General features: G+C 39.5%; 25 protein-coding genes and 1 other RNA gene. 17 read left to right on the top strand and 9 right to left on the bottom strand.

The genetic code is table 11. The annotated features are described in order from the left end of the window. The first annotated feature begins 107 nt into the window (after positions 1-107). From INP77_RS00520 to INP77_RS00505, 4 genes are all read left to right on the top strand, one after another. Positions 108-554: a hypothetical protein gene (locus INP77_RS00520; RefSeq protein WP_194746765.1), complete on the top strand. Its 447-nt coding sequence runs from the start codon at positions 108-110 to the stop codon at positions 552-554. Between the two features lie 121 nt (positions 555-675). Continuing rightward, positions 676-1173 (top strand): hypothetical protein, encoded by a 498-nt coding sequence (locus INP77_RS00515; protein ID WP_194746764.1) that lies wholly within the window; start codon positions 676-678, stop codon positions 1171-1173. Further along, the gene (locus INP77_RS00510; protein WP_194746763.1) at positions 1170-2069 is read left to right on the top strand and encodes a response regulator; all 900 of its coding nucleotides are present in this window, start codon (positions 1170-1172) and stop codon (positions 2067-2069) included. The genes INP77_RS00515 and INP77_RS00510 overlap by 4 nt, the downstream gene beginning before the upstream one ends. After that, positions 2020-2838, top strand: a complete 819-nt coding sequence (locus INP77_RS00505) for a hypothetical protein (RefSeq protein ID WP_194746762.1) — start codon at positions 2020-2022, stop codon at positions 2836-2838. Before INP77_RS00510 ends, INP77_RS00505 begins: the two co-directional genes overlap by 50 nt. A 277-nt stretch (positions 2839-3115) precedes the next feature. Here INP77_RS00505 and ssrA read toward each other — a convergent pair. The 4 genes from ssrA to INP77_RS00485 all read right to left on the bottom strand — a co-directional run bounded on the left by ssrA (position 3116) and on the right by INP77_RS00485 (position 8364). Then, positions 3116-3480: a transfer-messenger RNA gene (gene ssrA, locus INP77_RS00500) on the bottom strand. A 69-nt stretch (positions 3481-3549) separates the two neighbouring features. Beyond that, on the bottom strand, positions 3550-4179 hold the full coding sequence (locus tag INP77_RS00495) for a hypothetical protein (RefSeq protein ID WP_194746761.1): 630 nt from the start codon (positions 4177-4179) through the stop codon (positions 3550-3552). Between the two features lie 2 nt (positions 4180-4181). Continuing rightward, the gene (locus tag INP77_RS00490) at positions 4182-6947 is read right to left on the bottom strand and encodes a site-specific integrase (RefSeq protein ID WP_194746760.1); all 2766 of its coding nucleotides are present in this window, start codon (positions 6945-6947) and stop codon (positions 4182-4184) included. Between the two features lies 1 nt (position 6948). Next, positions 6949-8364, bottom strand: a complete 1416-nt coding sequence (locus tag INP77_RS00485; RefSeq protein WP_194746759.1) for a site-specific integrase — start codon at positions 8362-8364, stop codon at positions 6949-6951. Positions 8365-8420: 56 nt separating this feature from the next. Here INP77_RS00485 and INP77_RS00480 point away from each other — a divergent pair, with 56 nt between their 5' ends. Genes INP77_RS00480 through INP77_RS00470 form a run of 3 tightly spaced genes read left to right on the top strand, consistent with a single transcriptional unit; the run spans position 8421 to position 10236 of the window. Next, positions 8421-9422 (top strand): hypothetical protein, encoded by a 1002-nt coding sequence (locus tag INP77_RS00480; protein WP_194746758.1) that lies wholly within the window; start codon positions 8421-8423, stop codon positions 9420-9422. A gap of 12 nt (positions 9423-9434) precedes the next feature. Further along, positions 9435-9866: a hypothetical protein gene (locus tag INP77_RS00475; RefSeq protein WP_194746757.1), complete on the top strand. Its 432-nt coding sequence runs from the start codon at positions 9435-9437 to the stop codon at positions 9864-9866. Continuing rightward, positions 9859-10236 carry a hypothetical protein gene (locus INP77_RS00470; protein WP_194746756.1) on the top strand — a complete coding sequence of 126 codons (378 nt, stop codon included), beginning with the start codon at positions 9859-9861 and terminating at the stop codon, positions 10234-10236. The genes INP77_RS00475 and INP77_RS00470 overlap by 8 nt, the downstream gene beginning before the upstream one ends. A 27-nt stretch (positions 10237-10263) precedes the next feature. Here the strand turns inward: INP77_RS00470 and INP77_RS00465 are convergent, their stop codons facing one another. Next, the gene (locus INP77_RS00465; RefSeq protein WP_194746755.1) at positions 10264-11811 is read right to left on the bottom strand and encodes a hypothetical protein; all 1548 of its coding nucleotides are present in this window, start codon (positions 11809-11811) and stop codon (positions 10264-10266) included. A gap of 170 nt (positions 11812-11981) precedes the next feature. Between INP77_RS00465 and INP77_RS00460 the strand changes: the two genes are divergently transcribed. Further along, the gene (locus tag INP77_RS00460; protein WP_194746754.1) at positions 11982-12842 is read left to right on the top strand and encodes a hypothetical protein; all 861 of its coding nucleotides are present in this window, start codon (positions 11982-11984) and stop codon (positions 12840-12842) included. On the opposite strand, the gene INP77_RS00455 is transcribed toward INP77_RS00460, so the two are convergent. The 3 genes from INP77_RS00455 to INP77_RS00445 form a co-directional block, all read right to left on the bottom strand. After that, a complete protein-coding gene (locus tag INP77_RS00455; RefSeq protein WP_194746753.1) occupies positions 12839-13870 on the bottom strand; it encodes a glycosaminoglycan attachment site in 1032 nt (343 codons plus the stop codon). The two genes, INP77_RS00460 and INP77_RS00455, sit on opposite strands and share 4 nt — an antisense overlap. Positions 13871-14136: 266 nt before the next feature. Continuing rightward, on the bottom strand, positions 14137-17250 hold the full coding sequence (locus INP77_RS00450) for an AAA family ATPase (RefSeq protein ID WP_194746752.1): 3114 nt from the start codon (positions 17248-17250) through the stop codon (positions 14137-14139). Then, positions 17247-19106 carry a hypothetical protein gene (locus INP77_RS00445; protein ID WP_194746751.1) on the bottom strand — a complete coding sequence of 620 codons (1860 nt, stop codon included), beginning with the start codon at positions 19104-19106 and terminating at the stop codon, positions 17247-17249. Before INP77_RS00445 ends, INP77_RS00450 begins: the two co-directional genes overlap by 4 nt. 365 nt (positions 19107-19471) lie before the next feature. Between INP77_RS00445 and INP77_RS15060 the strand changes: the two genes are divergently transcribed. The 9 genes from INP77_RS15060 (at position 19472) to INP77_RS00400 (ending at position 24797) form a co-directional block, all read left to right on the top strand. Continuing rightward, positions 19472-19918 carry a helix-turn-helix transcriptional regulator gene (locus INP77_RS15060; protein ID WP_194746750.1) on the top strand — a complete coding sequence of 149 codons (447 nt, stop codon included), beginning with the start codon at positions 19472-19474 and terminating at the stop codon, positions 19916-19918. Positions 19919-20147: 229 nt separating this feature from the next. Beyond that, positions 20148-20456, top strand: coding sequence for a helix-turn-helix domain-containing protein (locus tag INP77_RS00435; protein ID WP_194746749.1), 309 nt, complete (start codon positions 20148-20150; stop codon positions 20454-20456). 241 nt (positions 20457-20697) lie between these two features. Then, on the top strand, positions 20698-21153 hold the full coding sequence (locus tag INP77_RS00430; protein WP_194746748.1) for a hypothetical protein: 456 nt from the start codon (positions 20698-20700) through the stop codon (positions 21151-21153). A gap of 87 nt (positions 21154-21240) precedes the next feature. Beyond that, positions 21241-22191 (top strand): AAA family ATPase, encoded by a 951-nt coding sequence (locus INP77_RS00425; RefSeq protein ID WP_194746747.1) that lies wholly within the window; start codon positions 21241-21243, stop codon positions 22189-22191. Then, positions 22175-22579: a hypothetical protein gene (locus tag INP77_RS00420; RefSeq protein ID WP_194746746.1), complete on the top strand. Its 405-nt coding sequence runs from the start codon at positions 22175-22177 to the stop codon at positions 22577-22579. The genes INP77_RS00425 and INP77_RS00420 overlap by 17 nt, the downstream gene beginning before the upstream one ends. 10 nt (positions 22580-22589) lie before the next feature. Beyond that, positions 22590-23030, top strand: a complete 441-nt coding sequence (locus tag INP77_RS00415; protein WP_194746745.1) for a hypothetical protein — start codon at positions 22590-22592, stop codon at positions 23028-23030. Positions 23031-23057: 27 nt separating this feature from the next. Further along, the gene (locus tag INP77_RS00410) at positions 23058-23519 is read left to right on the top strand and encodes a hypothetical protein (protein WP_194746744.1); all 462 of its coding nucleotides are present in this window, start codon (positions 23058-23060) and stop codon (positions 23517-23519) included. A 65-nt stretch (positions 23520-23584) separates the two neighbouring features. Then, positions 23585-24343, top strand: a complete 759-nt coding sequence (locus INP77_RS00405; RefSeq protein ID WP_194746743.1) for a metallophosphoesterase — start codon at positions 23585-23587, stop codon at positions 24341-24343. A gap of 148 nt (positions 24344-24491) precedes the next feature. Continuing rightward, the gene (locus tag INP77_RS00400) at positions 24492-24797 is read left to right on the top strand and encodes a transcriptional regulator (RefSeq protein ID WP_194746742.1); all 306 of its coding nucleotides are present in this window, start codon (positions 24492-24494) and stop codon (positions 24795-24797) included. Positions 24798-25274: 477 nt separating this feature from the next. Here the strand turns inward: INP77_RS00400 and INP77_RS00395 are convergent, their stop codons facing one another. After that, positions 25275-25718 carry a ProQ/FinO family protein gene (locus INP77_RS00395; protein WP_194746741.1) on the bottom strand — a complete coding sequence of 148 codons (444 nt, stop codon included), beginning with the start codon at positions 25716-25718 and terminating at the stop codon, positions 25275-25277. Positions 25719-25746 lie beyond the last annotated feature (28 nt).

The raw sequence follows: 25746 nt of genomic DNA, 5'->3' as shown, positions 1-25746 counted from the left end.
AGAAATTTAGTTCTTTACTATCAGAAAGCATCACATACTCCGCCAGAAGATTACTTAAAGAGAGTGTTTACTGGTGCTTTACTAAATGAAAACTTAAGACATTTTAAATGATTGCAAATAAATCAATATTTACATTACCTTACAAAGTGCTAGTATTAGCTTTCAAACAAGAAAAAGGGAAGAAAATGAGGGAAGAAAAACAAATTGCAAAAGTACAAACGCAACTCACCCTGCTCTGGTGCTTAAAAATTGGGGAATTCCTAGGGACCATAGATCAGCAGAAACTTATCCATCAGTTAAACTTGAAGCCTATTGTCCTCAGAAGATGGTTATTGGGTAAGATGGTGGTCCCTAGCACTATCATTTATCAAGTAAAACAACTGGCCTATGCACCACCACGTTCACGCAAGTGTAGAAAATTACGCATGACTGCGTGTGGTGAACAAAATTTAGCTTCACTGAAGGTAAGGTGTGAATGGAAGATCCGTTTTTTTGATGAGATGAATAAGCGAGCAAAGTACAAGTTTTGTAAGAAATTAAAGCGGATCATTTAATTCACCGCGTAAATCCAATGAATGGCAATTGAAAAATTTACCTGCTTTTTACACCATTTATTCAGCCTTCAATCCTTTTTAAGCTGCGTTAGCATCAATATCCTATTGTTGGAGATGCTACATGCAGCTTTTGCCTACACAGGAAATGGTGAAAAAAATATCTGACTCCTGGTCGTTTGTAAGCGGTTCCGCTTTCAACTTCAAGGAAAGTCAGCGCTATACATTTCACAATCATGACAACCTCATGGCGGTTGTTCTTCCACTTTATATTGACCAATTACCGCAACATGAGTCGATTGCGATTGGTTTGATATTAGATGATGCTGAGGCACACAAAATCGCATCTCATATGTTTGGCTTATCTTCTGACGAATTATCCGATGAGGATGTCAAAGATGCCAAAAAGGAGACATGCAATATCATGGGGGGCGGCTTGATTGTAGATGAGCACAGTGAATTGGGCCTACCCAAAGAGATTCCTTTAGAAGAGTTCTTTGAACTCCAAAAAACGGCAACATTTAGCCGTTTATTTGTAAGCGATAAACCAAACGAAGACCTGGTGAATCTGGTGATCTTCGATGTAAATAATCATAAGTTTTCAGGGGTATTTTCATTATGAGCACAATGACGGGTGAAGCAGCCAAATTCTTGATTGTGGATGATAGTCGTGCAATACAAAGTATTATCAAACGTGCGATTGAAGGATGTAATTATCCAAAGCTCGAAATTCAAACTGCGACAGATGCTGAAGCTGCGATGAATATTCTCGAGGGCTATCGCCCTGATTTGATTATTACTGACTGGCACATGCATAAAATCAGTGGCCTTGAATTTTGTCAGCATGTCTGCCAAACATACGGAAAAAAAATCCCAATTGGCTTTGTGACCACGGAATCTGCCGCCGAAAAAATCGATCAGGCTTATCAAAGTGGTGCAAGATTTGTAATTAACAAACCCTTTCAAGACATTGATTTAAGATCAAAAATATTGGAGATCATTCCAGTGGGCGGAATCACTGAGCAGCCTGCGGCTATCCCAGAGAATCTCGCGACTAGCCATCAAATGCTCTCAAGCATGCTGAAGGGTCAGGCTTTTACGCTAGAGCCCTGCCCTCCACTGGGCTTAACGGATTTGACTGAAAACAATTTCATTGGATTGTTTGGCGAAAACGGGAAAACACCCCCCGTCAATGCGCTTGCCATCATGGAAATGAACGCTGTAGGCCTGTTGTGGGCGTTGAATAATGAAAAACCCGAAATGCTTAAAACCATACTCGCCAGTGGTGGCGCCAGTAACGACCAACTAGATGAAGCGAGAAGGTTCATGGATGAGTTTGGTGCGGGTATGTCAATTGGACATAAAAATGGTCCATTGAAACTGGCTAGATCAAGTATAGTCAGTCGGCAATTTCCCCGCCTTGAGATGTCGTTGAAGAGCAATGCTGGCCGTATGGACTATCGAATCCATGTACCAGAAATCGGGACAGGATTTATTACTTATATCAAACTCCTGTAAGGAGAATAGGATGCCATTTTCTTGGGGTGAATTACTGAGCGGTGCCGGGATTATCGTTAGCTTGGGTGCCGCCTTTTTATTAGTCAAGTTGCTCATCAGCAATACATTACAGCAGGAAAAGTTTTTTAACGCACTGGGTAAGTGCTATACAGAGCTCGAGTCATCCAGCGATCGACTAGACACGCTCTGTACTATTCTGGATAGAAGATTTTCCAATTATGAGGAAAATCATAAACAATCAGATCCATTGTTAATCAATAGCATACAGCGTTTTGATAAAGTAGCACAGGAGATCAGGGATCGTCTGGATGATTTATTGCTATCGGAAGCCTCGGATAACATTATTGCTGAGCGATTGAGTGAGCCCGTGCTGCAAGAGCTGAATAAATTGCAAACACATCTAGAGCAAATGGCTGGTCAACTCCGGCGCAATAACAATTTGTCTGCTGACGAAAATGTCGAAATGGCTGCCATGAGAAAGCGGATTGAAAGCTATCAATCCATGATGATGAAAGCAAGATCAGAAGCCAAAGAGGCTGAAAACACCATGGCGGAATTGCGCCAGGAAATACAGCAACTACAGGTCATGAACAATCGCCCACTGCAATCAGCCAATGATGCATTCACAAAAGAGCTACAATTCCAACTGAATGAAATGGAACAACAAAAACGCAGACTTGAGGAACAGCTTGCGGCATTAAGCACAGAGAAACAGCGCAATGAAATCGAGAAACAATTCATTGAAGACCGATTTATGGAGTTATCCTAACGCAGATGCAAAACAAAAAAGCCACCCAAAGGTGGCTTTTTGTTTTACGCTCATTGTTCAATCAAATCAATGCATTGAACATTTCAAATGGTGGAGCTGGGGGGAATTGAACCCTTATCTAAACACTTGAGTGCAATTTTTGCACTAAACCTAGACCAGGCCTGAAGAATAAATGTGCACAACTGTGCACATTTAAAATTAAGTTATTCTGATTGTTTCAGAGAGTACTTACGCCAGAAAGTAAAAAACCCAACTGAATATTCAGTTGGGTTTGATGTGGTGGAGGTGGCGGGTTTCGAACCCGCGTCCAAAAGCACTCTACAGACAGTTCTACATACTTAGCTGTGTTGTTTAATTTAACCGTACACTCACCAACGAGCAAGCAAGGGTAAAGCGAGTCACCTTAGATTTAATGATGTATTAAGTAACCCAACACACCACGATCTTCTCTTAATGACGCTGCTGCCAGTTACCTGGCCCGACCGAGAAGCCCTTCGGTGCAGCGTTCAGCCGGTATTAAGCGGCTAAAGCGTAAGTTTCGTCGTTTGCGACTATACTTGTTCAGATGGATTTACGAGGGAACCTGAATCCTCGGTATGCCCTGCACCGCTTCGCAACCTCTGTCGAATCCAAGTCACCCCCAGAGGCATAAGTTACGTATTTGCAATTTGCAACTTTGTTCCTTATGACCCAATTATATCATTTTTGATCCTAATGTTCCTGTTCATCTAATTTATGCAAATAGGTGATAAATGGTTTCAGAATACTGCCCTTCGCAACTACATTGTTATTAGGTGATGCGGACAAGTCTATAATTTGCCCTAGATTAGGGTCTATTATCAAGATTTCTCCAAGCTGATTAATTCTGTCAATTACACTTTTTAATACTTTAGCTGTATCCGCATACGCTAAATACCAATCCTCATTTAGGGTTAACCTATCTTCGGATTTAGCAACTTCGAAATTAGATGATAATTTAATAGAAAGTGATTTCTTCAGTAAAGAAACCTGATTTTTTAAATTACTGTTTTCCAACTGAAGATTTATTGAAAGAGCCTTGAGCATTACATTGTCGAGTTTCTCTATTTTGATAGATTGGTATTCCAAAGATAACAATGACCAATAATTCAGCAGCAATTTATAATAACTTTTATTCCTTTTAAGAGTAGTCCTATGAATCGTAGTCTGCTGAGATATATATGCGATTAAGTCTTTCAAATTAACAAACACCATTTTTTGATTAGACATAGACTGCAATATAAATTTGATTAAATTAGCTTTTGCTTCCACAGACTGAATCTTTGCCGGTCCAAAATTATTAGATCCTTTTCTTGCCCCCATCGTTATCTTTTGTCCATCAAGTGATTGCTGATGAGCTTAGGTCTAGTTTTAGCCAAATTCTGAGCTCGTGAGCTTTGCAAAAGCTTTGATATGTCTTCAAAACCTAGATTGTGCGCTTCTGCAAAAGGTTTTATGAGGCTCATGAATACTTTGATCTCATCTCCGGGATCAATTTCAAGCTCGAGCGCTAATTCCTTCTGATTATTCATAGCTAATAGCTTACGTACAAGCATAGAAGACTTAGCTCTTATTTCACTGGTCTCAAGGGTGGGATATGCATTAGAGTCTGAAATTCTTTGTAACAGAAACTCGTTAGCATTAGACTTTCTTGAAACTAGCTTTAGGTGTTTTTTAACAATTTCTGGAGAGTCAACATGGTAAAGATTGCCGTTGCTATCGAGCTTTTTTAAGTCTTCAAGCTTGTGACTAAGTATATCTTCAGACAAAGTCCATCCTGTGTATTCTCTGGCGTCAAGTTCTTGCTCACGATATAAACGTTCAACAATGTTGATAGACTCTTGAGTTTGTAAATCCTTGAGTGTGTTTATTCTTTTGGTAATAGACTGAATTCTCTCTACTAGCTCATTTTTCTTAGCTGCAATCCCGGGTAAATGGTCCACACATTTTGCAGCTAAATTGCAAAGACCGCATCTTTGATTACCTCCAATTTTTTGAACTATATCTGAAGGACACTGATTTCCAACAGGACATACATGTGTCGAATGCCATTTGAGTGAACTCGCAGGACTGTCGATCAGCAAATCTAATGCATCATCATTATCTTGACTTTGATCTGAAGACCAAAAGCTAATTCCGGGAATAAAACCGAAGTTATTAAGAGTGGCTTCTTTACTTCCATTAAAGGCCTTTCTGAGAGCGCTGGAGCGCTCTTCAGGATGAATGTATACGTCACCAGCGCCCAATGGTTTAGAGATGTCGAGTTTCTTTTCAAACTTCTCTAGTTTTGAACGAATACTTTCTTGAGATGGCACTTGATAGTAATTCGTCACAACCGTACTAGCATGGCCTATTTGGGCACAAATTTCTGAAACCTCAAAATCACCATCTTTCAGAGTTGCATATGTAGATCTACAAGAATGCGGAGTGAAGGGCGTGGATGTTTTAATCTTTGAAAAATTTTTATCTTTACTAATATGTCCATTAAGGCTGCCAAATCCAGGAGTTTGGGGGCTCAGATGAATTAATTTTAGAAAGTTATTATTCGGATTCAATGAATTGTAGTAAGTTTGGAATCCATATAAAAATTCCAACCATCTTTTGGAATACGCACTGTCACTGCAAGGGCCTACTGAATTGCATGATCTAAACAAAGGTAGGATTGGATCAAACCGAGAGTTGTCTCTGGATTCATAATTACATAAGGTATCTTTATCAAGTTCCTCCAAAGATTCCTGAAAATATTGTTCAGCTAATATTGAACGCCTATTACGCCAAGATATAAGTGTGGTCCAGGGTTTGTCCTTAGTTTTGTCTGTATTGACTAATAAGTCAGTGTATTTTTCGGGAGGTTCATTAGTGTATAGTTTGTCAATTGGAGTTTTAACGGTATTGACGCTATCCCAAGTATTTCGATCAAGCCACTGTACACTTTGACCTCTTAACCCAGTCTCAAGCATACACATAATTATTCTATGAATGCTTAAAACAGGTAGATGTAAAAATCGAACTCCATTCTTACCACGATTGATTTTAGAACCATTGACATAAATTCCTGCCTTACCTGCAGGGTGTGTTGCGATGGTTCTTTGAGCAAAAGGATATAAATTTGGAATCCACTTCAAAGGATAAACTTTGCCCCTAAAAAAAATTATGGGCATAAATCCATAAGCTGCTGTATCGAAACCATATTTTTCACCGTAAGGTTTATCTCTAAAAGCATTCCTTTCATAACCGATATACATGAGATACTCACCAAAGGCCTCTACTCCTTGTGAGTACAGAACCATGTGCGCAAATACATTCTCTGAGAAAGCTGGTTTGTTAGTTTTACTCCTTGCTTTCGATTTTCTAAGATCAAACAACAATCTGAAGGGATTAACCATTGCTGAGCCTACGACGTTGTCATGGCTTTCGAATTTCGTAATTACGTAAGCAAAGAAGGTCTCCAGAGTTCGAACAACATTATTAATCCCATCAATACTTTCTCTTCTTAGGGCAATCAGATCTATTAATGTAATCGGTTTTTTAACGGACAGAGGATTTTGCTTAATTTCTTCATCTTTGTCCACAAAGACTGTTCTTAAAAAATCTTTGGGTGCAAAAGGCAAAATAACATCAGAATCGGAGTTTAATTCTAGCCACCAAGGTAAATACAGGAAAAGGTAATCAGAAAGGATATGAAGTGCAGCTCGTGGTTCACTATCAGTCTCAAAACCTTGTACAACTTTGCGATAATGTAACCAACTGCACATAGTAGGAAACCATATCTCACCCAACTTCTGAATGTCGATGTGCTCTCTCCCTATGTAGTTGGTCGGGTTTTGCAGCCAGCCTTCAGGTCTGAGTTTACCTGTCCTACTTCCTTGATATAGTGATACGTATTGAACAAGTGATTCCTGAGTATTTTCTATGGCCAGATTCAATATAAATTGAACCTCTGGGGATACATAGCCTTCTATATCCGTCACTCGGCGTCTTTTAGAGTTTAATCGAATTTGTTCTTGTTGTTTTGGCGTAACAACTCGCACTCTAGAACCTGTTCTAGAAATTTTAGAGCCTTTGGGAAAATCTTCTAAATTTGGTTCCATCTTACTTTTCCTTGTTTGGTAGAATATTTTGGGCATTCCCAAAAGTTCTAGCGTCGTACAATTCGAGCTTCCGCTTGATATTTTTGAGTTTGGGCCTGGCGTATTTCCGGGTAGTTAATATACTTTTATGGCCCATGAGCATCTGAACTTCAACTTCCGTCAGTCCTGGGTTTGGCTGATCTGGAATAACTATGTCATTCAACATAAATACCCCATAAGCATGTCTGAATGAGTGCTGAGTCCAAACATACTTTTCATTCAACGGCGGCCCTTTTATTCCTGCTCTCTTGACAGCCCTTTTAAATGAGGAATTTAAGGTCGCATCTGAGGCACTTCTATATGGTTGCCCTACTTTCTGGCAATTTATGTATTGAAAAACAAAGTCATTTCCATCTTTAGGAAGCACATATTCTTGTTTTCGATATTCCATCAATGCTTCGAAAAAAAAGTCTTTGTATGGTTGAATCAGATATGTCCAAGATGCATCTCTACCTTTAAATCTGTTTGCTTTTTCATTTTTACAAAGATCTCGCCCATGTCTAGTAAGGTGCGGATCAAGCACGTAGACCGCTCGGTCTTCAAAATCTATGTGTGCCCACTCAAGGTTTAGAGCCTCCGACCTTCTGATTCCGCTTGCCGCAGTTAATAACCACAACGCTTTATCTCTCCAACAGCTAGCTGCTTTTAATAGATTTGGAAGTTGTTCCATTGGAAAATCATAGATACCACCATTTTGAATATATCTAATAGATTTCGAAGCCAAGCCGGCAGGCCGTGATAATCCTTTGGCTTTAACTCGCATCACTGAACCAAGTACTGAGTTCTGCTTTATTTTTTTAATTTCATAAGGACTCAACGTCTTGGAGTCTGTAACTGCAGAAAATAGAGGGCGAGGATCTATAAATGCATTCTCAACAAATGACGGGTCGAGCTTCCCTTTGAGAATTGCTATTTCCTTCATATCCATTTCTAGTTGAGAATTCATATAAATGAATCCATTAAGAGCGGCTAATGTATTACTCCAGCTGGCTGGCTGAATTGAAGTGATGCCCAAATTAAGAGCCACTTGGCGAAGTTTCTGCTCAAGTTCAAGATATCCATCTTCATACTCTATTAGGTCCCCTCTTCTTAGACCAAAATTAAGTGCTGGGCCATCTCTTAATAAGACAAGGTAATAATCAATAGCATCATCGATTTCCTTACGTGAAACACTGCCTTTTCCAAGAACTCCAACTTCATAAAAATAATCAATCAGATTCGATACAACTTCGCCATAACGTTTCTTCGTTGGATAAGCATTTTCATTGATTACTTTCATATACATATCAAAGGAAGAAATTGGATCCCCCTCTGAATCAATCAATCTCCATGATGCACGTCCTAACAATTGTGTTTCGATTTTTGAAACATTCTTCATGTCTAACCCTTATCTGATCCGAATTTGAATAACTTCGTCTATGGATAACAAATATAATGATCTGCTTATCTAAACAAAAGGGTGGTGCAAAAGGCTACTTTCACCCGACTACGGCTATGACAAAAGAAAAAAAAGGTAGAAATTCAAGAGATCAATTTTTAAAATTTAGAACTCTAGTGTGGTATTGGGGGGTACGTTTCAAGACGGGCTTAAAGAATGGGAAATTAGATGTTCTATTCACACCCAAGGCTGAAGGTAGGAGTTACATAACTCGCATCAAAATGTTTGAAGAAATTGAGAAGTTTGGTAGTTCACTATCCGATGGATCTCATCATCGGCGATCGTTTGACTTATTGAAGCTGGTAAATGATGATGACCGGTTAAAAGGATCTAAAAATCTTTATGAATCAGCTTTCTGGGAATACCTCATTGAAAGTGAATCCTCGGTTGAATCTGCGATGATTCAAATCGAAAAAATGGTTGTGAAATTGGAACTTCAAAATGCTCCCTTGAAGAATCCAGAGGATATTAAGAATGAAGAACTACATCACATTTACGACCATATCCATTATGAGTATGCTTACATGGCCGTCGCGGAGTTAATAAAAATAAGAAATATAAAAGATGCTCCAACAAGAGAGTACGCAGATATTCTTTTTAGCTTCGGTAGTTCTCTCGAGTTTCTCAAGCTAGTTAAGGACTTAGATTTTCAACTTCTTGCCCGCTATTTCAACACTCTCTGTTTATTCATAGCGATTTATAGATATTCAATGCTAACAGGGAATTTTGAGACTTTGATTTCATCAGCAGATGCGATCAAGGACTTACTAAATATTTTAGACAGGCCTGTGAAATGGTTGGGCCCGAATAAATTCAAGTCGAATTTAATCGAAACCATCTACTCGAAAATTTTTCATCCATCTCGAAGTTTGACTAGGCCTTTAACAGTAAATCTTAAAGAGCCTAGTTATGAGGATCACAATCCACTTGCTTTGAATGCTTTTATTGGCAAAATTAACCAAGTCCACAGAAAATATCGACCATCGAATCCAACTTGAAAGTATTACAAAATGACTGAGACAGAGTGGAATGAAGCAATGCCTATTGTCACAAGGCAAATGAGGGATTTCATAAGGGAATATCGCACCCCGTTGGTTGAACACAAAATTGAAGAAGAAGGCGATTATGGCGAGCTATTAGGTAGTGGAGCATTCGTTGATCTTCTAGGGCAAATTTACATACTTACTAATGAACATAATGCTAGAAAAAGAGAGAAAGGCGCAATTTTGGGATTTTCGCTCTTAGAGGATGACAGGATTGTGCAAGTTATTGGCAACCATCTCTCAGATCCACATCCTAAAGATTTAGCTGTACTTCCAGTTAGTTTAGCTGCTTGGAGTGTCTCAGAAAATAAATCTAAGGCGATAGTGGATCATCAACTGAACCCTACATTCGCCGGTTTCCGGAGAGTTATTAGCATTTACAGGTTTTTCAATGGATAACTCTAGGTTTAGTTTCGGGGGAATGGTTTCTGAAGGCACTTGTTACATTGGGCGTGAAACCCCCTGCCCTATGCACAAAGATGTGGACCCTTCCTTCCATTTTGCAATTGAATATTTGCCTGACCGAATGGAAATATTGGATTCTGATAGGCCGGCGCCCAGGCCAAATGGATTTAGTGGTTCAATTGTGTGGGATACAGGATTTGTGCGATGCCATCAGGAAGGTTTAGAGTGGAATCCAAACATGGCTAAAGTTACTGGAGTCGTGTGGGGCTGGCCTTCATCTCATGGTGTGATTGTGGCCACAAAAATCGAACATATCCATCCTTTCCTAGAGGTGGCAAAAAGCCAAATTCTGGCTCAATTGTAATCCCAGTAGGTTATTAAAAATGAGCCTCTATTGCTGGCCATCTAAAATGTATTCATGCATACAAGTAAAAAGTTCATCCGGCACCCACTCAATATCAATTACGTCACCGGGTTGTAAACCACTTAAATTTGCATCAAATTTGGGAAATATATTTAGGAAAGTCATTCTTAAAATAGGTAAGGTAACTTCCTTGTCAAAGAGTTTAATAATCTCAGGTTCCTCCTGAATAGTTTGAATTCCCGTTGGCTTATCACTATTTTGCATAGCAATTAAATGATTGCTGTTTTCGTCTATGATCATCTGGCAAGTGATTTTTGAGGTTAATTGATCTCTGGTGTAACTCACTTTACCTAAGAAGGTGTCGGCTACATCCCATAATTTCTTGATTTCATCTCTAGTGAATTTCACTGCTGGGTTATATTGGACATTGACGCTCAATTTTGAAGCTATTGTTCTGCAATAACTTGTGTAATCCAGAAAGTTCCTAGACAAATAAACGAACTCAAACTTACTTAAGTCCTGGCCAACCGATTGCACTGCAATCTCGCCATTTCTTTCTATTGAAGTATAAAACTTCCAACCCTCATTCAACTTTGTAAAAAATGAATGAATTCTTTCAAAATATGGAAGAGTATTAATTTCTAATCCAATCCATTTTTCATGATTGATGGCTAGCGAAAATTTAGATTCAACAGAACTTGCAGGATCAAATATTTTGAGTGTGAATTTAAGAATGCCATCGCAAGCATAACCTTCAAAGGTTAATGCTTTGGTACCTACAGAAAATTCTCCATTTATATCGTAGAAGTTTTCTATTTCATCTGTGTCAGCATTCTTGAGCCAAACTTTTTGAAGAACTTTTGTTTTTGGAGATGTAAAAGATAGCTGTCCACCAGCCTGCTTGGATAATTCTATTAATAATTTTGATCCCTCTATTTGGGCTGAACTTGAGTCCATGGTTAGATCAGTACCCTCTTCCACAAATTTCAGAAAAGCTTCACTTTCTTTGGCACTAATATGCATCGACAGTGATACATCTTGTTTGGCTTCAAATGAAAATGTAGTCAAACCATCTATGTAGTTAGACTTAACATCAAATCTAGGATCTAAAGCTTCCAGGGAGCTACTTGTGGCTTTATGTATATTTGATATAGCTTGAGGGAAGAAGCCGGTAGGCATTCCAGTGAATGCACTCTTTAGGCTACTATCAACAGACTTTTGATCTGGTATTTTGTTTCCCAGTTCATCCTTCGCTAATTGCTCGGCTGAAAGCTTCCATTCATTGAGAAGTCGTACCGTGTAAAAGTCGACATCCGAGTCGATTTTTCCAGCACAGTTCCGACATAACCAAATTCCATTTTCAAAGGCGATTCTTTCTTCAACTGAGAGAGAAGGATCATGTCTTGGCCCACCTACAGCTGCCGCAGTAATATGAGCAGCTATACCAATGTTATTCACCTTTCTTTTGCTTGAAGGGCCCACCGTGGGAACTCTGCAATCTGGATTTGAACAGCGTGCAGAAACTCTAGATTTGAGTAGTTGAATTACTGGTTTCTTGAAATCATCTCTGGCCATAAAACTACCTTTTATTTTTTTAATCAATTCAACATCAAACCACTACGAAATTTTATAATCATGTTAAAAGATTTTAGTGCTAGGAATCAATCCGGTTGAGATTGAAACTCAAGGCCTATTTCATTACTAATAAATATTCGAAGCTTATACAAATTTACAAGGGGCTAATTGTGCTTGGGGATATAGCTGTAATATTGAATGTATGGGACAGGTACAAAAAATGGAGAAATTCAAAAAACTCCACTATATCTTCCAGATTTATTGAGGTTTTTGAAGCTCATGGAATACATCGCAATCAGATTCCTCGATTCTTGGATGGTCTATTAACGATAAAAGATATCCAAGATGATTCTGCACTGCTTGAAAAATTGAACAATGAATTATTAGACAAAGTTTCCACACTATTTTCCATTAGACGTGAGTGGTTAGAAGGTGCAGACTCACAAATTCATTGTGAAAATGATTTCTACAAATATCCCCTAGAATTCTCTAATTTCATCGACCAAATAAAAAAAGAGAATCCACATCATAACTTGAGGGGCTATCTCTACATATCCGACAGAAAATTCAAACAAAATGACCAAGCGATTTTAATCCTGGAAGAGACGATCGGCGAAATTGGTACCAAGGCTATATACCGCTACCATCTATGCAACAATTGGGATTTTACGTATTGGAAATCACGAGCATACCTGACTGCATGCATTGCAATTGCATCTAAAAAAGGGGTATTTATACATGGTAAATATGCTCCTCGGAAATCAATTATGGAATTAGCATTTGGTCAAAAATTCCTAGGAATTATTGATGGACCAGGTTTTCATTCCATGCAAAAAGGAAATTGGTTTCCAGAAGATATGGTTTTAGACCCAGATGCTTTCCTAAATGGGGTGGACGCAGAAATTGAGAATTATGGAATCAAGAGCGGGTTGAAACTGTGGTTGTCTTTGGAAGAGAAAGGGCTTATGCCCACAGAAAGTAGAGATAATGTGCGATCACAATTCGAGAATTTCTTGAAGAAATTAAATTAACTTGAAGTTTTAGGAGTAATAGTATTAATCATTCGACAAAATAGAAAATCGTCTGGATGATCGAAATAAAGCTCTCCATCGGGTTTTATATGTGCTTGTGCTATTCGCTCATGATCGAATATTCTTGGTGAAAGCGGGTGTTTAGCATAAGGATTATGGAATATGCATAACCCATCTAATAAATCTTCGTTATATTCTGCTTTGCTTGCATTTTTAACGATTGGCTCCAATCCATTCGGATTAGGATGAAATGTGGTGTAAAAAGACATGGCATCTGGATTATTAGCCATAGCCCTAATTTTCCCCCAAGTGGCCACATCACTATAAATTACCGCACTGATATCGGAATATTCTGGAGTGCAGAAATAGCCTAACGGTAGGAATACATTCTCTTTTTTGAATACCCCTGCAACGTTATAACTCACCATTTTGGTAGCGCCCGATGCGATAGTCTCATCCTCATCATGATACAGACCATACAATGCACTGATAATTGGCCTCATAGCCGCGAAATGAGAGAAAGGTGCATGGAATAACGCAATTGCCAATACGAATGGTTTATTTTGAGCGTGAGATAGTTTTGAGTAATTATTTCTGAATTTTGTTACTTTTGAGATAAAACTATTACATACTCGAATGGTGGCTTCAGAATTGAATTCATTAAACCCTTTAGGCATGTCACTAATATCAAATCCAATGGGCCCCTGCCCTCCTTTAGCTGGAGCTGATATCGTTGCCTCAATATTGAAACCCTCTTTACCATTCACTACAAAATCCGGAGCGTGATGCGAGAAGTCTATCTCCGCTCCCAATTTTTTAAGACAGGCATGAAGGTATAGCTCCCACATGCTTGACTCGAAACTTAACTGAAACTCATGGCAGAACTTTCCATCTCTATCCACCATTCCTTCAGACCATTCCAACAGCAATGCACGCTCCGGTTCAAATGACTCTCCCAACAGTTTTTTGTAAATTGGATGAAGTTTATAGGCTTCAGCTACAGTTTTGAAAAGAGGTAATGTAGCCATATTTATAAAAGCTCGCTTATAGTGAATTGGTAATTCAATTAGACCAGTACATCTTCCGTAAAATACTCATTCCCACATTTTCTGTGGATAACTCAGTGGAATAGATATTAGTAGTTTTAGTAACTACATGATTCTCATGCGGATTCAGATAGTGACTAAATTTTGACCTCAAAGTTAGTTGTTGTTGAGAACCAAGCTAGAACTCACCCTGCTAGATATAATTTCACAGGTTTACAGAAGCCTGCAGCTTGAGGAAGCTCCTCGCATTATGAGCTCTTGCGAGTTAACTCAAAAGTTCTGAAATCATTGTCTAAAAAAGCAAATTTATGAGCAAATAGCCCTGCAATTTTTTCGTCAGCGGTTGCAAAAAATAGTTGCCTATCTGAGTTGATTACAAGATTTCGTAAGTAATCCAGAAAAGACAAAGCATTCAAGTCGTCAACGTGTGAAATAGGATCATCCAACAAAACCAATCTTGGGCCCACATCAACTTGAGCATTCATTGCCAAAAACATCGATAAAGCATATGCGGCGCGTTGACCGGTGCTAACTTGATTGAGTTTAAAACGTACACTGTCAGATCTGCGAACCAATGGCTCCTCGACAGAATTAGAAATCATGTATTCTGATGGGGTGTGAATTCTTCTGAAAATATTATCTGCAACTTCATGTGTATCTTCAACAATCGTCGCACTTGCAGCTTCAATAGAGTGGTTTTTAATAATATCGTCTAGTACAGTCTGTACATCCCTCAATTGCTTTAAGGAGCCTTCGTACTGATTGATTCGAGTTTCAAGTTTTTGGACTTCCAACTTCTTATCATTAACGTTGCTAGAGTGATTTTCTTCGCTTTCAATAAATTGATGAAGCCGTTTGACTTCCAAATGTACATTTTCCAAAGCTGAATAAATGGATAACAAATCTTGATCTGGATCTAATATAATCAATTCATTTTCAACAACTTCGACGGACAATGCTCGAATTAGAATCATGATTTTATGAGCTAATTGCTGCCGAACTTCGTCAATAGATTGGCTGGTATCAGCTCGAAGTGAAATAAGTTTCTTTTCTATTTTTAAATCAATATCCTGTATATCAGATTCAATGGCTTCAATTTGCGTTTGAAGGCCACCTAGAATCTTGCTTGCATTCTCTTTTGCAATCAGAGTATTTTTCAGGTCGTTTTTAATCGACTCATTTTCTAACAGTACCTGGCAAGCCTCGTGAATATCCTCTAAATGAATACCAACGGCCTGGTAATCTTGCAAGCTCTTTTCCAGTGTCTGCTTCATGCTTTGAGATTTAGTCTTAGAGTCCGCCCAATACTGAATACCTTTTTGAACGTTTGAAACAGTAATTGAATCCATGTCACTTGTCAGGAATAGACTGCACTCCTGCATGGACATCAACCAATCTAAGTCTTTAGAAAGTGAGTCAGTCAGTTCAATTTTTCTGTCGATTTCTGCACTAAGCTCCAAAATTAATGAATCCATTGGAGAGTTTGAGAGAGCATTTATACGACTAATTAAAATCTCTGGTTCAAAGGGAGTTTTGCATGTCGGACAGAACGATTCTGAATGGTCATGCTCCATGACTTGGAATGCCCAGTTTTTTAACTCTCTTTTTGCTGTTTCAATTTGAGAATGTGTACTTAATAACTCTGCATAGCGCGTTGTATCGCTTACGGTTTGATTTGATATCTGATCAATCTGATATCTGCAAGCACTAATTGCTGAAGGTAACGTTATATTTCCCCATCTACTTTCCCATCCCTCCGGAGATTCAGCGTCAGGCAATAAAGCAAATAATTTCGAATTTTTGATCAGAAAATCAGTGACTGTATGCAATTCATCAGATATTCTAAAAATATCAGTCAGTACATCATTGGGTATCTTAGAAATAACTGAATAACTTTCCTCAATTTCAGATTTTCGGGATACAGCCGCATAGTGCAAATTTTCAGTGAGTGCTTTGCTATTAAGGGACTCATTCAAATCTTCAGTGAGTTCTACAAGGCTCTCGTACTCCCTACGAATCGTAACCAAGCTCAGAGGGACATTTACCCAATTTATTCTGTTAAGAATGCTCAACTGAGTAGTTAACTCTAGCAACCTATCAGCTAAGCCAACATTTACCTGATTTTTAGAAGTAGGTAAATCCTTCCATCTTAAAAGCTCAAGACTCTTAACTACAATATCGAAAGTTGAATCAGATTGCTGAGGGAATACTTGCAATTTTTCAAGCTCAGAATCTTTGATGCTTTTATCTGATACTGCTTTAACTCGTTCAGATCTAATTGATTTTATTTTTGATTTGATTTCTTCTGAAACATCGTGAATTCGTTTCCACATTGACGTGGCTTCAGAACCATTAAGTATGGTTGATAAACTTTTTGCGTTATCTGTTGCCTTGCCTTCTGTCAACAAAGTAAATTCTGCGGCGGCATCAGTGTTTAGAAAATTAAAACGAGCAAATTGGTTCGGCAACCGATTCTGTGTTGCTGTGTCGTCAGCGCCATACCATAAGCGTTGACGTGTTTTGAAATCAGAGATAGCTTGATCAACTGAAGTTTTAACTGTTAATCCTGAATCGAGCCTCCCCTCAACAGTTGCATGCGTCAGCAGTCCTGAACGTTTAGATGCGCCACAATAAAGGAATTCGATACCTTCCATGAGAGAGGTTTTCCCTACTCCATTAACACCGAAAATAAGATTTGCTTTACCAAATCCTTCAAAGCACTTTTGCCCTGCATGAGATCTAAATCCTTCTAGATTGATACTAGATAGGTGCGATCCAGCTAATGATTTACTTGTTTCTTCCCCAGAAGTCTTTTTATTTCTAATCGTGTTTTTTGTGTTTCCTGTGGCTATTCCTCTAACGACATCAGCAATTGGTCGATTCACATCCAAAATATCATCTTGGTTGATCAAGTTAAGTTTTTTTGACCATACCTCTATGACATCAGCCGATACCTCTGGCTTGCTGGATGACTCTACAGAATCTATTTCTTTTAATACTCGGTCAATTTCATCTTCGTAAACCACGAATTTTCTGGCGTAATTTTTATCAGCTTCTAAATTTCGTTTATATGTACGAAATTCCGAGTTGTTCTTGAGATCGTTGCCAACTACAAAGTAAAGATAGCTGTTCCACCGTAAGTCATTTGAGAAATCCCTATCAAAGTATATTGGCCCCATAATCGAATCAAGATATTCATTTAGTTCTCCAGCGGTATCTGGCAACTTACTGTTTAGATCAAATACATAGGCTGCAACATCCCGTTCGCCATTTCTCCGGATACCCTTCAAAATGCCTGAAGACACCTCGGTGACATTCGCAAACTTGTTCCAAAGCTTACTTCTAACTAGTTCAAGGTTCATTCGGTCTTTCCTCCCAACGAATCGTTTTGAGTCATCCTAGAGGGTTGACTAATATCTACCGGTGAATATCCCGCAGGTTTAATATAAGAAACGCCATCCGTATTTATATAATTTTGTGTGCCCTTAGAATCCACATAAAGAATGCAATATCGTGGCGGACTGCTGTTGTCATAATGGCTTTTTTCAAACATTTTATATTCATTTGCAGACAGTAATCGTTCTGGTTCTGGCGGGGGGCCTGCGAGGGCTTTTCTAATTTGCGAATCGTATAACTTGATATTCACAAGATCAGAAATCATTCCTAAATGTACAACAGTGGCAAAAGTACCGTCTTTCGCCACCACATTGCGGTTGGGATTTGTACTTGACCAATTAAAGTTGAATCCCTGATTGAGTGCGCTCACTGCAGATGGCCATGTATAGTCTTCACTACGCAGTTCAGCTATTGCTCTAATAGAGGAAAATCTTGCGGAGCGAAAACTTGTGACATCTTTAGCCGTATCTTGGAGCACTGTCATGCGATGGACAAATTCTTGCTCGGAAAGCTGCATGGAATCAATTTTGTTGGGGGCAAACCAATCTTGCCTTATACCAAAGCCCCCGGCACTAATGGCCAATACACGCTCTGCGGAAACGGGGCAAGCTTGATATACAGTCTGTAGATCATCTAAATCTACCCCTTCAGACTTGATCACGCTCAGACGATCAGTAAATCCATCATTTGGCCAATCGTGCTTTGCTTTTGGTTCCACCCATTTTGCTGATTGGTCTTGCCATATGAAAGTTTTTATCGCTTTGGGCCCAGTTCTTGTCGATAAAGGTTTAGCTAAAGCATGGTGGTGTACTTTCGTCGATTGGAACAAAAATGCTCTGGGTTTGTAATCGAATATGAATGAATGAGCGTGAATATGAGCGTTGTAAGTATAGTAAATACCATGCTCATGATTGCTTTTTAAGGAGACCTCTTTTAGGTCAACTTCAGGCGATTGGAGATACCATGCAGATCCACCAATATTGCCCCATGGAATCACCTTATCATTAATTACAGCATTGATATGCTCTGCCCAATTCAAACAGATTAATTCAGTTTTACCAGCTGCTTGGAATAGTTCTAGGCGATATTTTTTATATACTGGATGCCGTGGGTTATTGTTTAGCTGGATATGAACTAAAAGAAGTCCATCATAGTATGCATCAATTTGTGACTTTTTAAATTCAAACACATCTGAACATATCAAAGTAATTAGACGCACCTCTTGTGGATAGTCGCCGAAGACATATACGAATTTACCGGGCAACATTCCTTTAGCCTCAGTATTATCTTTGTCTCCAGAAGGACATGTTTTGTATTGGACTAGTAAAACGAGTTTTAAGGACTCGTCAACTAATGACTTTGTCTCAAAAATATATACAACTGGATTTCGATATCGTTGAGTTGTAGTTTCAACTGGAGATGTGTCGTCATCCAAGACTACTGCTATGTCTCGTAGATTATCGCGAATATTTGCTAACTCACCCAGTTTCAAGCTTTCGCAACCAAGTATCCAAAGCTTTCCTGCATCTGGACGACTGCCACTAAGAAGTAACTCACTCAAAGCTTGCCATGGGATGCTATATTCAGGGCTAATGACTAGATCGGGCTGGACATCTAATTCATTGATCAAATTGAGAAAAGATCGTGCACGTACACGTGCCTTTTCATCAGCATTCCCAATAAAGTCGTCTTGTATGAGAATGTGCCCAGAAGGTTGGTAAGCTAGCGTAGTATAGAGAGTTTCTGTAGCTTGCAAAGCATTGAGAATTGGATGATCCAAGTTGGAACTTTTAAGCTTCTCCCTGGCCGAAATAATTTCCAATTCAATTGCCTCTCAAATGCATTTTGTTTTTCCTTTTCGAAGGATATTCTTAATTCTTCTTATAATTTTAAAGCATCTCTTAATCTTACCAATTTTCCAGTGTGTCTTCCATTAACTTTAGTCGTTGTTAAATAAAGATTGCGTGTCACAAGTATGATTTTTTATTTGGATAGACTAAATCTGATATCAAATAAACCCTTAAAAAATAGAGCTGCCGATATCCGATTTCGATTAGTTGTAAAAAATATTCTAACTACAATCATTCCAATCTAATAATAATGAACTTTATTAAATATAATCAATTGGTTATGTAAATATCGCCTGCACTGTAGTACACTAAATTATATTTTTTTTGCATTTAAGAAATGAGCCCAGCCGCTACACTTTTACGGCACTTCAGAATTAACCGGGGATACCAACAAAAATACGCAGCATACCTATTAGGGCATGATCAAAGTTATTTAAGTGGTATTGAAAATGGTTACACAAGTGTCAATTGGAACAAGTTCAAAACAAAGGTTACTTCTGGTTACCAACTAACGGATGCAGAAATTGTAGAGCTAGACGAAGCTATTAAACTTTCAAATCACAAGATCACTCTACCTCTTACAATGTCCGAGGAAAACTTCAAGGTTGCCCACGAACTTATAAATACAGTTGAGTTTTTGAATCCAGTCGAATTGGAGCTATTTCGAACGAACCTGTCACTCCTCTCCCAGAAGAGTCAGGAAAATTCGATGCATTGGATTTCTCGGGCAGCACTCATGAAGTTGGCTCGAAATTCCGCTCATCGACTCAAAACATCTCTGTAGTTTTTGCAAAAGCAGACATGCTAAAAGACGCAACTGTCGCTGGAGCAACTCCAAACCACTCAAAATACATCTCATTACTACCTATCTATTATTAGATAATAATTTTTCAATGGATAAAATGCGGTATAAATAAGCAGACTCTGGTACAGAACACCAAAGTGTGCCCTATATGTTGTAGTCATTTCGGGCACATAATGGCTTTATATAATCCTTTATGAGGACTATATAAATGGATTTTGACAAAGCCTTTGGTAAAGCTGTTAAGGATATAAGAATTAGCCGTGGCTTAACTCAAGAGTTTTTTACTGACATTTCGAGTAGAACTCATATTTCGAGACTGGAGCTAGGGCAAAGTGGAGCAACTTTGAACTTTATCAATAAAATTGCTGCTGCACTCAATGTGCATCCTCTGACCATCATTTCACTTGCTTACTTGAATACCGGGAATATCACAGATTTGAGCGAGCTTCAAAATGTAGTAAAGAAAGACATTCAAACACTAGGCTCAAAAGAATTACAGGCTTTAATCAAAGATTGATTTGAACTGCGTAACGATCGAACACCATTAGGTCACATCAGAGGATCAACAGATTTATGTCAGCAAAATGGTCTTTGGGTTTGCAGACTGCAACTACTTCCTACCACCCTTCTCAACCGCACCACACTACATACTTACTCGAATAGCCTCCGATATTAGTAAATTTTACTAATTAGTTTTCTATAGCAACAAATTCGTCATATAGGGCACAATTCAGCAATCCCAATTCCGGAGTTGTGTCATGCAAACATTAAGTAAATCCAACTTTCTATCAAACCTTATGACTTCCGAAGATGGGCCAACACCCTTTGAGGTGTACTTCCCTATCTGCATTTTCACCAACGCTAGGCCATGGTTCGTGTGCGAAATAATTGAGTCAGAAAATTACCAAGATAACTCCATAGTATTTATTTCGAATGCGGATGCACTAAAGAGCCTTCAGGATGAGTGCTCATTCAAATCTTTATGGTGCGGTATCCCTGGGACCCTTTCCGATAGTGGCGCAATAGAATTTCATGAACTAAGCGAAGTTGAAAGATCAGAAATTGAACTTGATGGTAGGGCTACAACTATCTACAGGCTTAAATTCAAAAGTGGAAAACTGATTACTTATGATCTTTCTGAAACTGAGTTTCCGGCCGAGGTATTACTTTTTGAACCACTTCTGTCACAGCCTCCTCAAGAGAAATCACATTAATACGTGAGTTGTCCGAACAACTTCACACACTCCAAATATCCAAGTTAATTAGTCGGTTGCTTTTCATAGCAACCGTTTGGAGTTGCTATGTCAAAAAAAACCGTACCAATCGTAAACCACGATAAGCTTGTTGAACTTGTTAAATCACACGATAGAAGAGCAAGTGATATCAAGAGCAGGCTTGCACCAGCTCTCAAAGGTCTGTGGAAGTCTAGAAGGCCAAATAAAGTCATCAGTACAGAAATTGACTTTGAAGCATTGAGGGTTTCGTTTCCTCAATTCAAAGAGGTCATCAATTACATTCAGTTGCAAGCGAATGTCTCCAGGAAATTCAATAGGCCTTTCAAGCTGTCGCCAATCCTGCTTCTCGGGGATGCAGGTCTCGGCAAAACACTATTCGTAAGTGAGACTGCCAAGCTTCTAAAGCTTCCATATTTTGAAATGTCCCTGGCAACAGTCACTGCAGGTTTCGCTTTGTCAGGAACCAGCCTGCAATGGGGAGAAGGCAGCCCAGGCTTCATTATCAAAGCATTGGCTGAATCTAAAACTGCCAATCCAATTATCCTGATCGATGAAATTGATAAAGCCGGAGGAGATACCAGGTATAGCGTGATCTCGTCATTCTATACATTGCTGGAACCTCACACTGCCAGCAGGTTTAAAGATGAAGCTATTCCACTGGAGCTAGATGCGAGCAATGTCTCTTGGATTGCAACTGCTAATGAGTCCAGCACCATCAATCGCCCCATTCTGTCCAGGATGAAGCTCTTCCAAATCAAGCAACCTCTGCCCACCGAAATGCTGGGGGTTATCGATAGCATTTACTCAATGCTGTTAAAACATAACTCCTTGGAGTCATTTCTGACCGCATCACTTGAAGAGGAGGTTAAACAGCATTTGGCTTATCTATCTCCTAGAGAGGTAAGGCTCTCTCTTGAAGAAGCGATGATGAAGGCATTTCTCGATCAGCGTGATCGAGTTTGTGTAGACGATCTTCCAAGCATTAAACAGGAGGTACAGCGTGTCGGATTCCTCTAGTAAAACTACCAAAGGATTTGATCCTGTTGCTTTCGTTGAGAAGCTGGAGATTGGCAAGAAACTCTTTGTTGCCCACCATCAATTGAAGTTCGAGGAAGGTTGGGCTGACATTTTTGCTGACTTTGTCAGTGCGATCAAAAATCTTCAAGTCATCATCAGAAGTGCTGATGATCGACATGACTTCCTGGACATCGAAGTGGACCTATCAAAAACCAGTCATGCGAAAGAGGTCTATTCAGCAATCCTTAAAGCCAAGCATGACTCACTCGCTATTTGTGCCAGGTGCGGAGTGGCTAAAAAGAAAGGTAACGGAATTAAGTACTGCCAGTATTGCAACTCGAAAGTTAATCGGTCCAATAAGACCGGCACTTGGTTAGATGAATATTAAGGAGAAATTTATGGAAAAAGATAATTTAAACGACACCCTCGAAGCTTTATTGCCCAAGGAGCTCGACGACATCATCACTCAGAATCGACACATCATGCAATTGGAATATGCGAGTGCAGAGGATTTAGCCAAAATGCATAAGGACATCCCTGTGACAAATCTGCGTGGAGTTCTAACTCAGGCATTTGTCTATAAACGCATCGTTCCAAGCAAGAATGCTGAAGTTTTTTGTCTTGTTGGATTCAACAGCGATCAGGAGGCCTTCCACACCTCACAAGTTGTTGCATACGATAACGTTAACAATGTAGCTTTGACCGCTTCTGGATCACATTACGTGGTTGAGAGCTTCAAGACTGGTGCACCAGATCTGTTATTGCTACTTCATATTTGCTACATGTTTCACCGAGATGGCATTGGTAACTATTTTGGCGCTAGGCCAGTTACCTATTGAGAAACTCGGGCTTGAAGTTCATCGAATATGAGTCAGTCTAGCTATGACAGCTTGTTAAGGAAGTTGCATGAGGATTATGGTGAGCATATCCCCAAGAATATTGATGACATCATTAGACTTAATAGAGAGTTCCTAAGCCTTGAGTTGGCCTCACCTGAGGACATGCTAACGCTTCAGATGCCATTCATCATTAGTAATCTGAGAGGCCATATTGAAGGTGGATTCATCTATAAAAGGATTTATCCAGTTTTCAATAAATATACGTACTTTCTGATCGGGCGTCGGGTAGGCAAACCCTTATCGAGTGCAGTGCATACCTCACCGGTGATTGGCTACGATCCGGAGAACCAAGTCGCACTCACTGCGACTGGTTCTCACTATTTAGTCCATGAGCTCATTGCTCCAGACCCGTTCTTGCTGGTCAATTTGTGCGGTTTTCTGCACCGGGAAGGCATAGGAAGTTATTTTGGTGTGCCCGGCTATTCATAGATGAAGACACTGCCTTCGCATAGCCATTATCAGTGGCTGGCTAGGTCAAGGATTAGGAGGAGATTTTGAAGATATTAGTGTTAAGTGACTTACACCTAGAGTTTGCACCTTTTTACCCTGCAAAAGATAAGGCGGATGTAGTTGTACTAGCCGGAGACATCTGGACTGGCGATCAAGCTATACCATGGGCAAGAAATGCTTGGCCAGATACTCGAATTGTTTATGTCGCCGGCAATCATGAGTTCTATAAACGCGATCGGTTAAAGGTTCTCGACGATCTGAGGTCATCTGGTGAGCAATATGGTGTGGATTTTCTGGAGAACGATGAAGTCATTATTAATGGCGTTCGTTTCCTGGGATGCACGCTTTGGACAGACTTTCAGCTGTTTGGAGAGTCAAAATACCAAGATTCTTTACGAGAGGCCAATAGAGGACTCAATGACTTTCGATTAATCATGCAGAACAACTCAAGATTCACTGCTGAAGACTCGGAAGCGTTACATCATGAATCCAGGGCCTGGCTGAAGGAAAAGCTATTTGATCAGCCCTTCAATGGGCAGACTGTGGTTGTCACGCATCACTGCCCGAGTTGGTACTCTGTTGCTGAGAGATTCCAAAATGTCCCATTGGCACCTTGCTTCGCATCGAGACTAGAGAATTTATTTGGCGCCAGTACGCTTTGGATACATGGGCATACTCATGACAGTTTTGATTATGTACTCAGTGAAACGAGAGTGGTCTGTAATCCCAGGGGATATGTTTTGGGTAGGAATGAGAATGAGGATTTCAATCCAGATTTAATTATAAGATTCGAAGGTAGATGATGATAAATAGGCTGGTCATATTTCGAGGCACTTGGAGCCAATCAGCCGCCTATCTCAATTAAGAATATATCCGGTCAGATATATTCATCTATTTTATTGGGGAATTACAGTAAAATATATCAGCTCGAATATATTTTGATGAGATGTAATGAAAATCCAAATCAACACGATGGCAGAATTGGGTGAGGTCATTCGCGCAACACGAAAGGCTAACAAGATCCGGCTAGATGACTTAGCTGGCATGGCTGGAGTAGGTCCCGTTTTTGTTGGTGATGTTGAGTACGGTAAGGAAACAGCTCAGATGGGCCGAGTCATTAAGCTTATGAGTGAGCTTGGTCTAAAATTTACGGTTGATGTGCCAACGTCGGCAGAACCTTACCTAGAAAAGATTCGCAAAGGAAAGGGTCTTATTCGCCCAAGTAAACGTAAAGCACACAAGACCACAAGTACATGACACGCTCACTATTGGCTTACATCAATGATGAAATGTAAGCTCCCTACCTGCCACAGGCAATTAAGTTAATGAAACCTGTCCATATGTTTTCGAAATAGTGATTAATAATCATGAAATTACTGAGCGATAGATGAATATCGGAAAACATTAGACTGAATAATTTGAACACACATATAGCCAGTGAAATACCAGCTAAAGTAACAGGGATTATTAAATCGAAGTTGGATTTAGTCAGGGTACAAAGTCTAAATATAGATTTTAAAAGCAGAAGATGTCCCTGTCTTGTAGGGATTGTGTAGGCTATGGAGTTGCCACCATTTAAACTGTAATGGTCAATGTCAGCCCATAAAACTTGATAGTTGATACTGACCAGCCCATTTGATCGGCTGAATGAGTATCCACCAGCTTGATTGACCTGCTCCCCGTTTGCCGTACCAGTTTATTCAGGCATTATAGTCTGTAGAGATGCTATTCGATTTAAGATTTAAGAGTATCACCGACAGGTATGGACGACGCAACTTTTGGGGTTTTGGCTTTCCTTGCCATGGCTCTTGCTTGTGCGGCCCCCTTGGCTTCTACAACACCTGCAGGGTTTCCATCCAAATCAACGCGTACGGCACCTTCTTTGGAAGCGCTCCAATACCGAGAGGATTTGCACCATGTTTTAATCGCTAACTGGATATCCTCTTTTGAAATGCCAATCTCTTCTGATCGAGCATAAAGATCGTCCAGGATACCAACTTTTAGGGGGACCTTAGGGTTTGGATTCTTAGGGAAAGTCTTGGGAAACAGCTTTTGTAACTTACCTATGATTAATACGACTGGATCTACGGAGGCAGTCTTTGGTGATTTGATTGGTTTTGCAGATTTGACCTCTGCAGCAAGTTGCTTTTTGAGGTCGGCAAGTTTTTCTAGGCCCATACTATTCTTTTTCCCTAATATATTGATC

The organism is Methylophilus sp. 13 (genome assembly GCF_015354335.1).
Classification (GTDB): domain Bacteria; phylum Pseudomonadota; class Gammaproteobacteria; order Burkholderiales; family Methylophilaceae; genus Methylophilus; species Methylophilus glucosoxydans.
The sequence above is the reverse complement of the archived record's forward strand: the minus strand, read 5'-3'. Positions and strand labels throughout refer to the sequence as shown.

What these genes read in the sequence shown, in the direction of transcription:
- INP77_RS00520 (WP_194746765.1), top strand. Translation starts at nt 108, where the DNA reads ATGATTGCAAATAAATCAATATTTACATTACCTTACAAAGTGCTAGTA.
- INP77_RS00515 (WP_194746764.1), top strand. Translation starts at nt 676, where the DNA reads ATGCAGCTTTTGCCTACACAGGAAATGGTGAAAAAAATATCTGACTCC.
- INP77_RS00510 (WP_194746763.1), top strand. Translation starts at nt 1,170, where the DNA reads ATGAGCACAATGACGGGTGAAGCAGCCAAATTCTTGATTGTGGATGAT.
- INP77_RS00505 (WP_194746762.1), top strand. Translation starts at nt 2,020, where the DNA reads ATGTACCAGAAATCGGGACAGGATTTATTACTTATATCAAACTCCTGT.
- INP77_RS00495 (WP_194746761.1), bottom strand. Translation starts at nt 4,179, where the DNA reads ATGGGGGCAAGAAAAGGATCTAATAATTTTGGACCGGCAAAGATTCAG.
- INP77_RS00490 (WP_194746760.1), bottom strand. Translation starts at nt 6,947, where the DNA reads ATGGAACCAAATTTAGAAGATTTTCCCAAAGGCTCTAAAATTTCTAGA.
- INP77_RS00485 (WP_194746759.1), bottom strand. Translation starts at nt 8,364, where the DNA reads ATGAAGAATGTTTCAAAAATCGAAACACAATTGTTAGGACGTGCATCA.
- INP77_RS00480 (WP_194746758.1), top strand. Translation starts at nt 8,421, where the DNA reads ATGATCTGCTTATCTAAACAAAAGGGTGGTGCAAAAGGCTACTTTCAC.
- INP77_RS00475 (WP_194746757.1), top strand. Translation starts at nt 9,435, where the DNA reads ATGACTGAGACAGAGTGGAATGAAGCAATGCCTATTGTCACAAGGCAA.
- INP77_RS00470 (WP_194746756.1), top strand. Translation starts at nt 9,859, where the DNA reads ATGGATAACTCTAGGTTTAGTTTCGGGGGAATGGTTTCTGAAGGCACT.
- INP77_RS00465 (WP_194746755.1), bottom strand. Translation starts at nt 11,811, where the DNA reads ATGGCCAGAGATGATTTCAAGAAACCAGTAATTCAACTACTCAAATCT.
- INP77_RS00455 (WP_194746753.1), bottom strand. Translation starts at nt 13,870, where the DNA reads ATGGCTACATTACCTCTTTTCAAAACTGTAGCTGAAGCCTATAAACTT.
- INP77_RS00450 (WP_194746752.1), bottom strand. Translation starts at nt 17,250, where the DNA reads ATGAACCTTGAACTAGTTAGAAGTAAGCTTTGGAACAAGTTTGCGAAT.
- INP77_RS15060 (WP_194746750.1), top strand. Translation starts at nt 19,472, where the DNA reads ATGAGCCCAGCCGCTACACTTTTACGGCACTTCAGAATTAACCGGGGA.
- INP77_RS00435 (WP_194746749.1), top strand. Translation starts at nt 20,148, where the DNA reads ATGGATTTTGACAAAGCCTTTGGTAAAGCTGTTAAGGATATAAGAATT.
- INP77_RS00430 (WP_194746748.1), top strand. Translation starts at nt 20,698, where the DNA reads ATGCAAACATTAAGTAAATCCAACTTTCTATCAAACCTTATGACTTCC.
- INP77_RS00425 (WP_194746747.1), top strand. Translation starts at nt 21,241, where the DNA reads ATGTCAAAAAAAACCGTACCAATCGTAAACCACGATAAGCTTGTTGAA.
- INP77_RS00415 (WP_194746745.1), top strand. Translation starts at nt 22,590, where the DNA reads ATGGAAAAAGATAATTTAAACGACACCCTCGAAGCTTTATTGCCCAAG.
- INP77_RS00410 (WP_194746744.1), top strand. Translation starts at nt 23,058, where the DNA reads ATGAGTCAGTCTAGCTATGACAGCTTGTTAAGGAAGTTGCATGAGGAT.
- INP77_RS00400 (WP_194746742.1), top strand. Translation starts at nt 24,492, where the DNA reads ATGAAAATCCAAATCAACACGATGGCAGAATTGGGTGAGGTCATTCGC.
- INP77_RS00395 (WP_194746741.1), bottom strand. Translation starts at nt 25,718, where the DNA reads ATGGGCCTAGAAAAACTTGCCGACCTCAAAAAGCAACTTGCTGCAGAG.